We start from the raw sequence: 12,512 nt of genomic DNA, 5'->3' as shown, positions 1-12,512 counted from the left end.
GACAGGGTTTAAGGGAATTTTGGAAATTTACTGAAATCCGGTTTGCGTTTCTCCAGAAACGAATCTTTGCCTTCTTTCGCTTCATCCGACAAATAATACAACAGGGTGGCATCACCCGCCAGTTGCTGAATGCCGGCCTGACCATCCAGTTCGGCATTGAACGATGCCTTCAGCATCCGCAGCGCAATCGGACTTTTTTCGAGCATTTTACGGCACCATTCCAGGGTGGTTTCTTCGAGTTGTTCCAGCGGAACCACTTTGTTGACCAGCCCCATTTGCAGGGCTTCCTGGGCGTCGTACTGGTCACACAAATACCAGATTTCGCGGGCTTTTTTCTGTCCGACAATCCGGGCCAGATATGAGGCTCCAAAACCGCCGTCGAAACTCCCGACTTTCGGGCCGGTCTGGCCGAAGCGGGCGTTTTCGGCCGCAATCGTCAGGTCGGAAACCACGTGCAGGACGTGACCACCGCCGATGGCCCAGCCGGCCACCATCGCAATCACCGGTTTTGGAATCCGCCGGATCTGCATCTGGAAATCGAGCACATTCAAGCGCGGAACGCTGTCTTCACCCACATAACCGCCATGGCCCCGGACGGACTGATCACCGCCACTGCAAAACGCTTTGCCGCCTTCACCTGTCAGAATCACAACACCCACGCGCTCGTCCTGGCGGGCGAGTTCCATGGCTTCACTCATTTCCCTGACCGTCAACGGCGTAAAGGCATTGTGCTTCTCGGGTCGATTGATGCTGATTTTGGCAACTCCTTCGTAATACTGAAACAGAATCTCGCGGTATTCTTTAATGGTTTCCCAAGGATATTTGCTTTGCATTGATTTACACGTTAAAGTTTTGTGGTTAAATGGTTAACTATGGATGGATGGTTAATTATGGTTTTATGGTTAAAGGGCTGAATGACAACCAACTAGCCATTTAACCATTTTAACCATCAAAACCATTTAACCATAAAACCATAGTTAACCATCTGATTTATTCTTCTGTAAACTCACTATCGTGGTAAACCACGTCCCAGGTGTGGTCGGCCATCATGCGAACCGTAGCAACACACCGGCGAAACGGATACGTCCGTCCCCACTCATTCGGTGCGATCATGGACAATACATCGGTCCCGTCTTTTTTCTCGTAGAAATAATACGTGTGTCCGACAATGGGTTCAAAACCCATTTGGGCACCGTAAATCCGTTCCGACACTTCCACGCGGTTACGGATAGCCGTCGCCTGTTCTGCCAGCAACTGCATCTGCCGGTATAACTGCGACAGTTGCAAATCCGTTTGTTCACGCATGGCCGTCACCGCCCGGCCTTTCATTTTTCCTTTATCTTCCGGTTTGATCAATGCACCACCGACCGAGTGGGCATATTCGAGCAATCCGGGTTTATCCGTAACTTTATCGACTGAAATCGGATTTACAAACGCTTCGTTCGCCATAGTAAAGTGGGTCAGTTTTAAGTTTACGGCTCATTGTTTCGGAAAGCGTGCTCATGATCCGTAACGATAAACCAGAAACGATAAACTTGAAAACCGATGCGGGCCTTCAGAGTTTTGTCAGGAACAAAAATCGGGGCAAAAGTAGCTTATTTTTACGATTCATACCGTACTCTCCATGCGAATAGCACCCGGTAATTTACCGATACCCCAAACGGAATACGAAGCGAAGGCCATTGCGTTTTGCCGGGCCTGGCTTTCCGGCCAGTCGGAATTCACGCTCCGTACTTCCGGATCGACCGGAACGCCGAAACCGATCACCCTGAGTCGACGCCAAATGAAAGCCAGTGCGCTCCTGACGGGCCATACCTTCGGTCTGGTGCCGGGCGATCACGCGCTGGCTTGCCTGAATGTGGATTACATCGCCGGGGTCATGATGCTGGTCCGGGGGCTTGAACTCGGGTTGGTGATAAACGTCGTTGAACCGTCGTCCAATCCGTTGCTAGCCCTCAATCCGGAAACCGAACCGGTTAATTTTGCGGCTTTTGTTCCTTTACAGATGCACGCGATGCTCGACCATCCGGGGCATTCGTTGCCTATTCTGAACCGCATGAAGGCAATTCTGGTGGGGGGAGCCGCCGTGGATCGAACGTTGGAAGACCGGTTGCAAACTGTCTCGGCTCCGGTTTTTAGTACCTATGGGATGACCGAAACCGTCTCCCACGTTGCGGTCCGGCGCATCAATGGTCCGAATCGAACGGATGTATTTCAGGCACTGAAAGGCGTTGAAATCGGGGTCGATGCGCGCAATTGCCTTTTTATCAAAGCCGCAGCTTCTGACTTTGCAACGATTCAAACCAATGATGTGGTCGACCTGATTGATTCTTTTCATTTTCGCCTTTTAGGCCGTGCCGACTCGATCATCAACAGCGGGGGGGTGAAAATTCAGCCGGAAAGGGTGGAGGAGGTGATTGCCGAACTACTGGCGAAGGAAGGCATGGCTGCCCGGTTTTTTGTCGCGGGTGTGCCGGACGAGCGATTGGGGCAGCAGGTGGTATTGTTTCTGGAAGGAAAAGAATGGCCGGAAAGCCGTCATGCGGTTATTAAAGAAGCCGTACAGCTTTCCATGGGACCATATGCCGTTCCCCGGAAAACCGTGCAGGTGCCGGTTTTTTCCGAAACACCCACCGGGAAGATCGACCGAAAAGCGATTGTTTCGGCATACCAGTAGCCGGGCGTCTTTTTTCTCCGGTCTTTAATCCCTATTCTTGCAACATGATTGAGCAGCGCTTTAAAATGATCGAAATCCGGTACCAAACCGCTCTGGTAGTTCCACCACCATACGCCCATTTTTTTACCATCCTACTGCATCCGACCAGCGACGGCCGTTTGTCGATCAACCTGACGATGACCTACACCGATCGGGAAGAACTGGACGAGGAAGAAATTACCGGCGAAGGCTTCACCACCACGGATGACTACCAATGGTCGGGGCATCTGTCAGCCGTATGGGAGCAAACCGTTGGCGATCTGGCTCGAAAAGTCCAACTCAAAGCGTTTGACGAAGAAAAGTTAAGTGATAATCAGGACTACTTTCTGGTCACCATCGACACCCATGCGCAGGGCAGCCAGTCCGGAACGCCTTCTCATCGTTCCGAATGGCAGTTTTTGAGCCAGGAATTGATTCAGGCCGTGTACGAAGTTTCGGGGAAAGAAAAACCGTTTGAAGCGACTTATCTGGAAATCGAGTCGGGCAGCCGGACGGAAGCGCACCTGACCGCATCGTTTGCCGGACGGGAAGTGCGTCTGGAAACCCGGCGCGCGAACCAGACCCAAACCAAAACCCTGCCGTGGAAAGAACTGAAGGCGCTGATGGAGGTTTTTTTCGCGGTGGATTACAACAGCGAGGAAGCCCTGCTCGATGCTCCGCGCAAACCCGGTCGGTATCTGAATCTGGGAACGCCGGAATGGTATGAAACCAGTACGGCCATCATCGGCGATGAAGGAGCGGTTGGCAAGCTTCGCAAATTACTGGTTCGGCTGAGTCAACCGTAACCGGCTGGTTCATAGCGTCACGGTTTGCTGCGTCATGATGAGCTCCGATTTTCCGTCGGCTTCTTTTAGCAAACACCCCAGGCGATAGTGCCCCGGTTGCGTGGCTTTTAAAGGCACCGTGGTCGAAAAACCGTTCCCAAAATAAACCCCTTCGGTGAGCAACCGACGCCAGCCCGCCATTTTGGGCAGCGTTCCGGCGAGATACGTTCGCCGGGCGGTTTCATCGTACAGCACCACAAACAATTCGTCGCGCAACTGCCGACGGCGGAGCGGAAATTCCAGCGTTTCAATCAGCAACTGCGGTGGACCGTTTTCTTCGTGAAGGTACTTCTTCGTCTGGAAAACAAGGGGTTTGAAACGATTTTGCTGCAGAGTAGCTTTCAGCTGTTCGTCAAAACCGGCGAACCGTTCCGGGACTTGCCAGAAACCCTGCTGATAGGCGGGTACCAGAAATTCAATGCTGCTTTCGATGGAGCTGAAATTGCACAACTCGGTTTGATTCTTCCGCCAGTTATAGGTGTCGGCAACGTAGCGGGTGTATTTATTCGCTACTTCAGGCGTGTAAAAAAAATAGGAGTTAACGTAAAAAAGCAGGGCAAAAATGACAAAGGAGAAATAAACAACCCGGCGTAGTTTAGGGAATGTATTGAGTAAAAATAAATAAAAGAAAACGGAGCTTAGGGCGGCATAAATTTTAAAGCGGTTTTCCAACACAATCTCGGAGGACGCCCGAAAAACCGTAATCAATCCCGTTGTTAAAAATATAAAGCAAAAAAAAGCAAATATTGTATGGGTAATTGGCGGTTTAATTGTATTTTTTTGAAAAGATTTGTAAACCGCATTCAGCATGTAGGGGATGACCAGAATACAGATGAGTGTTCCCCAAACGATCGGGGCTCCGATGGATAAAAAAGGCCAGACCGATAGGTTTGCTCCGATTTTAGCCACAAAAGAAGCGGGAATAAGCGGCCAGTTGATGCTGCTTTTGACCCCACTGCCGGGTGTATAGCCCGCCAAATAACCGGCGAGCGCGACCATCATGGCCAGAGTCCAGGGAAGCAAAAACGTGTAATAGCGGTTAATTAAGAGAATGAAAAAACCGGTAGCAAAAACCAGAATACCATTACCGTGGGTGTAGGTGGCCAAAAGTGCCAGGAAAACGGCTGAAGCTACCCGGACCGGTGACGGTTCCTGGAGCAGAATCAGGCAGGCGCAAAGCAGAAGCAGGAGGGTGATGTGCTGCAGACCGGTTAATGCCCAGATCGTCACTTCGTGGTATTGAGGCTGGAAGATCAGCAGTGGAATGGGAAGAAAATAAGCCAGAGGAAGTTTTAACTGCCGAAACAGGACATAGATGTAACCTGCTACTAAAATTAAATTGATCGCGGCAATAAAAATATAACTTCTGAAATTTAAATGGCCGTTAAAAAGGTAATCGATGTAGGAAACAAGCCGGGGGACGAAAATACGGTGGTCATTATCGGCCCGAAAAAAAGTAGAAATCGTTTCTGGCCAGCTTAATCCTTTTCTTAATTCAGTAATTAACTGAAGAAAAGTATTATCATCCTGAAAAGGAAAGTTGACGGAATAAATGGTGATATAATAGATAAAAAATATGACAGCCCCGACGCTCACCAGCCCAGACATCCAATTTAGTGTACGGATAAGGATAGCGTTTTTTGTCGTCGACTGATTGATTAACAAAGTGTTCACACTAGTAAGTCGGTAACGTTTTCAATATACTTTTATAAGCGAACTGTACATTCGGATGATGACACTAGGCATTATTTTTTCTGAATGCGATCCAGCTCATACTGCAAATCTTCAACCAGGGTTCGAATGCCATCCAGAGAAGGGCTGACTTCGGGCATTTGCTGACTGATAAAAGCAGAGATTTCCCATACTTCGAGCACGTCGCGAATGGAAACTTCCCGGCTGCTGATGGAAGGCTGATCAGATGACAACAGCAGCGTTCCTTTCAGTTTGACCTGATTGAAAACCCGACGGCACACGATGCCCTGGTTCTGGATCAGCAAGACATGCAGCTTGTTGTCGGCAATGTCATACCAGTTCCGAATGTACTTGCCAATGAGTACTGCGCCAGGATAGGCAAATTCTTCCCCCGCTTCAAAAGCCCGATAGGTGTCGGGCGGGAGCAAAGGTAACTGTAAAATCGCCAACCGGTTTAGAAAATCGGGTTGCTGATACCGCTGCATGTAATCACTGAACTGACGTTTTCGAACGTAAGCAATTGTACTGGTCGAATACGTCTCGGCACTACTGCGGTGTTCGGCGGCCGGGCTGGTTACCGATCTCGTATTATCGTAACTATTATTGAAGGATAAAGGTTGTGGCGATGGTTGATTACCGGACAAAGAATAGGGAGAAAATCCTTCGCGACGTGAAACGGGTCGTGGAACAATCCGTTGCGAGACCAGCTTGATCTGCGGCTGGGCGGTCGGGTACGTATCGACCGGTTTTTGAAAGTTTATTGGCGGCTTGGTGGCCGGTTGCTGGTAGTATTTTTCAAGAACGGACGACAATGCCTTGGGAGCTGTTGCCGTATTTTCAGTTTCGGTAATGTCTTTCGGCAGGGGCGAAGCCGGAAAAACGGTAGGAGGCTGCGACCCTGACGACGGCCGGTCGAGTGGCAGCGCCAGATCGGGTGTTTCACGGATTTTCCGCAAATCACTCTTCAAAAGATTATCGACCGTGGTGCTGAATGCGCGGGCAATCGACATCAGATTGTCCAGATTGGGGTTGGCCCGGGCTTCTTCGTAGGCCCCCAGCAGGGAGCGTTTGATGCCAATCCGCCGGGCAAACTGTTCCTGAGTCAACCCATTGAGCCGACGGAGGTATTTGATGTTGTTGCTGACAATACTCATCGGGCAGTGTTTTGACAAAAATATTAGTATTTCTGTATTATTACCTGTTTTTTCATGAAAACGTAATCATGCAATGATTGGGCCTGCTTTTAATCGCGAAAATAGTACACAGATCCGGGATTTGTTCGATGCACAGCGTCGGCAGGCCGCTTTTCTAAAGGAATCCACGGCGGAGGAACGAATTGCCAAACTGAAAAAGATGCAAGCATATCTGCTGGCGAACCGGACGGGTTTAGCAAAGGCACTCTATGCAGATTTTCGAAAACCGGCAGCCGAAACCGATCTGACGGAGGTGTATGGAACGATCAACGAGCTAAATGTGGCCATCCGGCATCTGAAAAGGTGGATGAAATCCCATCCGGTGCCCACTCCGCTGGGCCTGCTGGGAACCACTAGTTTTATCCACTATGAGCCCAAAGGTGTAACGCTGATTATTTCGCCCTGGAATTACCCCATCTACTTGACCTTGAAACCGCTTATTTCGGCGATTGCTGCCGGGAACACGGCGTTCATCAAACCGTCGGAGCACTCCCCCGGAGCTTCTGCTTTCCTCCGAACGCTGGTCGAAGAGCTATTTTCGCAGGAAGAAGTGGCGGTTTTGGAGGGCGATGCTACGTTGGCTCAATACTTATTGGAATTACCCTTCGACCACATTTTCTTTACGGGTAGCTCGGAAGTGGGGAAAGTGGTGATGACGGCAGCGGCCCGAAATCTGACGTCGGTGACCCTTGAACTGGGTGGCAAATCGCCCGGAATTATCGACGAAACCGCCGATATCCGAACCGCAGCCCGGCAGATTGCCTGGGGAAAATGGATCAACAACGGGCAGACCTGCGTGGCTCCGGATTTCATCCTGATTCAGCGGTCGGAAAAAGACCGGTTTATTCGGGAGGTTCGTGAAGCGATTCGGGCCATGTATGACCCAGAGGGAAAAGGAGTTCAGCGTTCGGAAAGTTACGCCCGGATCATCAACGACCGGCATTTTCAGCGGCTCAAATTCTGGTTGGACGATGCCATACAGAAAGGAGCCACTGTGTCGATTGGTGGGCAAACGGATGCCGATGACCGGTTTATGGAGCCCACGCTGCTCGAAAATGTGACGGTAAAAATGGCCATAATGCAGGAAGAGATTTTCGGCCCTCTTTTGCCGGTAATTCCATACGACACCCGCGAAGAAGTGGTTCGTTTTCTGGCCGGTCGGCCCAAACCGCTTGCTTTGTATGTTTTTAGCGGGAAAGAATCGAACCGTCAATTCTGGCTGAACCGGACGACGGCCGGGAATACCGTCCTGAATGACACGATGATTCATTTTGCCCATGCTGAACTACCGGTGGGCGGAATTAATCAAAGTGGGATTGGAAAATCGAACGGTTTTTATGGTTTTCAGGAATTTTCCAATGCCCGCGGTGTGGTAAAGCGTCAATTTGGAAACTTAAAGTTACTTTATCCGCCTTATTCAGACAGAGTTAAACGAATCATCAAAATAATTTTGAAATACTTTTAAACGGATCGAATCCGTATTGGGTCAATCAATAAGATTACTATATTAGTACCAGTTTTTACTCAACAGTTTCTGTATGATAAATACGTCTCCCACCTCTATCGACTTGAAAGAAACGGTTCCCGGTACTACACAGGAACAAAACAAAAAGTCGGGAGGACGATCGGGAATCCCGATCATCTTCGTACATCAGCGCTACAGTTTTTATCTGGAATACACCCTTCGCCAAGCTGCTCATTCCAATCCCGACAGCCCGATTCATCTTCTGGGCGATGTAGAGAATAACCGGTTTCCGTTTCTTATCCATCACAATGTCAGCGACTTACTAAATCCGGAAACCGACTGGTTTAAAAGCGTGTATCAGCACCAGTCTCCCAATCATTACGACTACGAGCTGTTCTGCTTTGTACGCTGGTATCTGGTGAAAGAACTAATGCGACGCGAAGGCTATCGTCAGGTTTTTGTGGCCGACTCGGATGTGATGATTTATTCGGACATTACCCACTATGTAAACCAGGCCGGATTGACAAAATACCAGGCAGCCTACAATATCGGTGTTGATTATCAGTGGGTTCGGTCAGCTTCGGGCCATTCATCGTACTGGACCTGGGAAGGAATCAGCCAGTTTTGCAACCTGATGAGCAATCTCTACACCGAACCCCGGTTCATGACGTTCATGGATCAGATCCGGGCAGAGAAGATCATCAAAAATGACCGGGCCGGTATTTCGGACATGACGGCTTTGTATATTTTTTACGAGGAGGAAAATGCGAAAATCCGGAATCTGTCGGCTTGCCAGAACGGGTCGGCTTTCGATCACAACATTTCGATGGCGACCAATTACGATCTGGATGAATACGAATTCGGATTGGGGCGGAAGAAAATCGTAATTAAGAATGGACATCCTGTTGCCTACAACGTGTTGCTGAAGAAAGAAATCGTTTTACACACGCTGCACTTTCAGGGCAATAGCAAAAACATTATCCACCGGTACTATACTGGAGGTGGTTTGTTGGCAAACAAGACGTTCAGGGAATTGCGTTTTCGGGCTTCCGTTCTCTATCACATGGTGAAGTAAGTCCGGGACGTATACAATACGCGTCAATATTCGTTGTAGGGTAGGTTGACCGTGTCCCGCCAATATGTCGTGACGTCACTAATCATCTGAATCAACTCCGTAAACTGGATGGGTTTGACGAGGTAAGAATTAGCCCCCAACCGGTACGCTTTTTCCACTTCCTGCCGCGATGAAGTCAGAATCAGCACGGGAATATTTTTTAACTGGTGGTCGGACCGAATGGCCTGAAGGGTCTCCAATCCATTCCGGAGGGGCATATTGATGTCCATAATCACCAGTGACGGAAGCGGGTTGACGGCCTCCGGGCCAATGCAGTTCATCAGGTAGTCGATGACCTGATCCCCATCTTCGACAAACCGTCCGCAGTCGAACAACCCATTTTGCATAAACGCTTCATCCAGCAATAGCCGATCTTCTTCATCGTCTTCGGCAACTAATATGGTAAAAGGTCGGTTGGGCAACATAAAGAATTGGATAGCCACCGGCTGATGGCCCGAAATGAGAGATTGAAGGTAGCAGTTTTCCGGTTTATTGCCAACTCGCAAATCATATTTCGCCCCAGTTCGATTGTTTAGCGCTTTTGTGTACCTTACCGGTCCAATTTTTTTTGATGGCCTCTTTCGAAATTATGCGCTATTGGTTGCCGGTTATTCTGCTTACAACCCTGTCGGCTGCGGCTCAGACCCTCCCTGTTCTGGATCAAAATCCCCCCCGCCTGCCCTGGTATCAACTGCAAACACCCCACTTTCGGGTTCTGTATCCGACCGGTTTCGACCAAACCGCCCAGCAAACCGCCCGGCGGCTGGAACAGGTATATGAACCCGTCAGTGAAACGCTGCAAAAAAGGCCCCGCAAGTTGTCGGTGGTTCTCCAAAACCAGACGATGGTCAGCAACGGTTTTGTGACGATGATGCCCCGGCGCTCGGAGTTTTTTGCCATTCCATCCCAGGACCCTTTTCTGGCCGGAAACCTCGAGTGGCTCGATTTGCTGGCCGTTCACGAGTTCCGGCACGTCGTTCAATACGATAAAGCGTTGCAGGGACTGACGCGGCTGGCGTATACGGTTTTTGGAAATTCCGCCTTTTCTGCCCTGACCCTGGGCGTGCCGGACTGGTTTTGGGAAGGCGATGCCGTGGGTACAGAAACCGCCCTGACGCTGGCCGGTCGCGGGCGTATTCCAAACTTCGACCTGGGCATGCGGGCCAATCTACTGGCCGGAAAACGATTCCGATATCCCAAAGCTGTCAGCGGATCGTACCGGGACAATGTGCCCAATCATTACGTTCTGGGATACTTAATGTCTACGTATCTAAAGCGAACCTACGGCGCAGATGCCTGGAGCAAGGCCCTGAATCGCTATTACCGGTTTCCCCTGTATCCGTTTTCGTTTTCCAACAGCGTTAAAAAAACGACAACCTACCGGATTGAAGAACTCTACCGACGGTCGATGGACGATATCGAAGAAAGCTGGCGGAAACAACAGGAAGGTCTTCGTTTAACCGATGCGGTTACTTTTCCGGTAACTGCATCGGGAAAGGTGTTTACCAATTACCAGTATCCGCAGTATGTGTCAGACCACGAGGTGATTGCCTTAAAATCCGGGTTGGGGGATATTGCGCAGTTTGTAAGGCTGGACCGGAATGGCGTCGAAACCAAAGTCATGGTACCCGGTTTATACAACAACCCCGAAATGCTTTCGGTGGCGGCCGGAAAAATCTGCTGGACCGAATTCCGGTATGACATTCGTTTCGGGCAGCGGATTCAGTCCGAAATCAAGCTCTTCGATTTGAAATCCCGCCAACTCAAACGATTGTCCAGCCACAGCCGCTATTCGGTGGCGTCCCTGTCGCCCGATGGAACCCGCGTGGTGGCCGTCCGCAACGACGAATCGTATCAAATTCGGCTGGTCATTCTCGACGCCCAAACCGGTCAGGAACTGCGGGTTCTGGACAATCCGGAAAATGACTTTTATGGTCAGCCCCGCTGGCAGGACGATAACCGAACGCTAGTGGTGGTGACCCGGACCAAAGCCGGAAAAATGATTCAATCCATTGATTCCGAGACGAATACCAAGCGGGATTTATTGCCGGTTTCCGGGCAGAACATTAGCCATCCCCTACCCTGGAAACAGTATATTTTCTACAATTCGCCCCAGTCCGGCATTGACAACCTGTATGCGCTCGATACCAAAACCGGGCAGTCGTATCAGGTAACCTCCCGGCCACTCGGGGCCTACCACCCGGCAGTCTCCGCCGATGGCCAGAAACTGAGCTTCCATGATTTTCACGCCGAAGGCTACCGCATTGCCGAAATGCAGCTCGATCCGTCCCGGTGGACTCCCGTCGGCGAGGTTCGCGATGGCTCCGTCCGCTATTTTGGCCCCTTGATCAGTCAGGAACCGGGTGGTGCGCAGGTGCGGACGGCCCTGGCCGATTCGCTGTCGCCAACGGCAGATTTTCCAAAAAAACGCTTTAACCGGTTGCTGAACGCCGTCAATGTGTACAGCTGGGGCCCGGTGGTGGGCTCCGACGGCCAAAGCGGAACGGTCGGGTTGCGGTCGCAGGATCTCTTGAGCACCACCCAAATCGACCTGGGTGTGGGGTATGACCAGTCGGAGCGAACGGTGAATTATTACGGAAATCTCAGTTACCAGGGGCTTTTTCCGATCCTTGACCTCGGTTTTCAGCGGGGCCAGCGGTCCACGTCCGTCTACATCGACCGCCGGGCACCGCTCGATTCGTTGCGGAGCGACGCCTGGAATTACAACCAGTTGAACGCCGGTTTCCGGATTCCGCTTCAGCTCACGACCTCAAAATATTTTCAAAGCGCTTCTTTGTCTGCGTATTACAATTTGCAGCAGGTGAGTGGATATGACTTGCCGGTGCGTCCCATCACGGAAGTCGGTTTTGACCGCGTGCTACACGGCATGTCCTACGCGGCAGCCTATTCACGCACCCTGAAACAGAGCAAACGGGATGTCGGCCCCCGTTGGGGACAGGCAGTTTCGGCCGTCTGGCGAAATACGCCCTTCGGCGGAAAGCTAACCGGCGAGGTGTGGGCGGTGCAGGGAAGTCTGTATTTTCCGGGGGTCGGAAAACACCATTCGTTGCGGTTGCGGGCGGGCTATCAGCAGCAAATGCAGGGAACGTATCGGTTTGCGCCGGCGGTTTTCTATCCGCGCGGTCAGTCGTACGTCAGTTATGATCAGTTGATGACAGGCAGTGTGGAATACCGCCTGCCGCTGCTCAATCCCCACTGGTCAATCGGGCGGTGGCTCTACATCCAACGCGTCAAAGCCACCGGTTTTTACGATACCGCGCTGGGGGAGAGCCAGGTGCTCGTGCAGGGGCAAAACCGGGTCGTCACCGATCAGTATTATACAACGGGGCTGGATCTCTCGTTTGTCTTCAACGTCATGCGGTTGCGTACGCCGTTCGAAGCGGGGATCCGAACCCTCTACAACCTCAAAACCGGTGAGCTGCTGGTTCAGCCACTGGTGATCGGGCTGGGATTCTAATCTTGATTGAGTGATTTGTGATTGAGTGAC

Annotated in this window: 10 protein-coding genes; 5 read left to right on the top strand and 5 right to left on the bottom strand. The window is 50.9% G+C overall.

What is annotated here, in order from left to right; translation table 11 throughout:
• Positions 1–8 precede the first annotated feature (8 nt).
• Both menB and F0P93_RS02925 read right to left on the bottom strand, forming a co-directional pair.
• Positions 9–833 carry a 1,4-dihydroxy-2-naphthoyl-CoA synthase gene (gene menB, locus F0P93_RS02930; protein ID WP_114409310.1) on the bottom strand — a complete coding sequence of 275 codons (825 nt, stop codon included), beginning with the start codon at positions 831–833 and terminating at the stop codon, positions 9–11.
• A 157-nt stretch (positions 834–990) separates the two neighbouring features.
• Entirely contained in the window at positions 991–1,449 is a 459-nt protein-coding gene (locus F0P93_RS02925; protein ID WP_150874861.1) for a DUF2452 domain-containing protein, read from the bottom strand.
• A 175-nt stretch (positions 1,450–1,624) separates the two neighbouring features.
• Here F0P93_RS02925 and F0P93_RS02920 point away from each other — a divergent pair, with 175 nt between their 5' ends.
• Both F0P93_RS02920 and F0P93_RS02915 read left to right on the top strand, forming a co-directional pair.
• Positions 1,625–2,677 carry an AMP-binding protein gene (locus tag F0P93_RS02920; RefSeq protein WP_150874860.1) on the top strand — a complete coding sequence of 351 codons (1,053 nt, stop codon included), beginning with the start codon at positions 1,625–1,627 and terminating at the stop codon, positions 2,675–2,677.
• A gap of 44 nt (positions 2,678–2,721) precedes the next feature.
• Positions 2,722–3,501, top strand: coding sequence for a hypothetical protein (locus F0P93_RS02915; RefSeq protein ID WP_150874859.1), 780 nt, complete (start codon positions 2,722–2,724; stop codon positions 3,499–3,501).
• 9 nt (positions 3,502–3,510) lie between these two features.
• Here F0P93_RS02915 and F0P93_RS02910 read toward each other — a convergent pair whose 3' ends face one another.
• Positions 3,511–4,770 (bottom strand): hypothetical protein, encoded by a 1,260-nt coding sequence (locus F0P93_RS02910; protein WP_150874858.1) that lies wholly within the window; start codon positions 4,768–4,770, stop codon positions 3,511–3,513.
• A gap of 515 nt (positions 4,771–5,285) precedes the next feature.
• A complete protein-coding gene (locus F0P93_RS02905) occupies positions 5,286–6,386 on the bottom strand; it encodes a helix-turn-helix transcriptional regulator (protein WP_150874857.1) in 1,101 nt (366 codons plus the stop codon).
• A 73-nt stretch (positions 6,387–6,459) separates the two neighbouring features.
• Here F0P93_RS02905 and F0P93_RS02900 point away from each other — a divergent pair, with 73 nt between their 5' ends.
• Positions 6,460–7,890, top strand: a complete 1,431-nt coding sequence (locus F0P93_RS02900) for an aldehyde dehydrogenase family protein (RefSeq protein ID WP_150874856.1) — start codon at positions 6,460–6,462, stop codon at positions 7,888–7,890.
• Between the two features lie 73 nt (positions 7,891–7,963).
• A complete protein-coding gene (locus F0P93_RS02895; RefSeq protein ID WP_150874855.1) occupies positions 7,964–8,965 on the top strand; it encodes a hypothetical protein in 1,002 nt (333 codons plus the stop codon).
• A 23-nt stretch (positions 8,966–8,988) separates the two neighbouring features.
• On the opposite strand, the gene F0P93_RS02890 is transcribed toward F0P93_RS02895, so the two are convergent.
• On the bottom strand, positions 8,989–9,429 hold the full coding sequence (locus tag F0P93_RS02890; protein ID WP_138991940.1) for a response regulator: 441 nt from the start codon (positions 9,427–9,429) through the stop codon (positions 8,989–8,991).
• Positions 9,430–9,593: 164 nt separating this feature from the next.
• Here F0P93_RS02890 and F0P93_RS02885 point away from each other — a divergent pair, with 164 nt between their 5' ends.
• The gene (locus tag F0P93_RS02885; RefSeq protein WP_225309349.1) at positions 9,594–12,482 is read left to right on the top strand and encodes a hypothetical protein; all 2,889 of its coding nucleotides are present in this window, start codon (positions 9,594–9,596) and stop codon (positions 12,480–12,482) included.
• The last annotated feature ends 30 nt before the right edge of the window (positions 12,483–12,512 follow it).

The sequence above is a fragment of the Larkinella humicola genome, assembly GCF_008727875.1.
GTDB lineage: Bacteria > Bacteroidota > Bacteroidia > Cytophagales > Spirosomataceae > Larkinella > Larkinella humicola.
This window is presented reverse-complemented; position numbering and strand designations above follow the sequence as displayed.

Coding starts and splice junctions, on each gene's coding strand:
- menB (WP_114409310.1), bottom strand. CDS start 833: ATGCAAAGCAAATATCCTTGGGAAACCATTAAAGAATACCGCGAGATT.
- F0P93_RS02900 (WP_150874856.1), top strand. CDS start 6,460: ATGATTGGGCCTGCTTTTAATCGCGAAAATAGTACACAGATCCGGGAT.
- F0P93_RS02905 (WP_150874857.1), bottom strand. CDS start 6,386: ATGAGTATTGTCAGCAACAACATCAAATACCTCCGTCGGCTCAATGGG.
- F0P93_RS02895 (WP_150874855.1), top strand. CDS start 7,964: ATGATAAATACGTCTCCCACCTCTATCGACTTGAAAGAAACGGTTCCC.
- F0P93_RS02890 (WP_138991940.1), bottom strand. CDS start 9,429: ATGTTGCCCAACCGACCTTTTACCATATTAGTTGCCGAAGACGATGAA.
- F0P93_RS02920 (WP_150874860.1), top strand. CDS start 1,625: ATGCGAATAGCACCCGGTAATTTACCGATACCCCAAACGGAATACGAA.
- F0P93_RS02925 (WP_150874861.1), bottom strand. CDS start 1,449: ATGGCGAACGAAGCGTTTGTAAATCCGATTTCAGTCGATAAAGTTACG.
- F0P93_RS02915 (WP_150874859.1), top strand. CDS start 2,722: ATGATTGAGCAGCGCTTTAAAATGATCGAAATCCGGTACCAAACCGCT.
- F0P93_RS02885 (WP_225309349.1), top strand. CDS start 9,594: ATGCGCTATTGGTTGCCGGTTATTCTGCTTACAACCCTGTCGGCTGCG.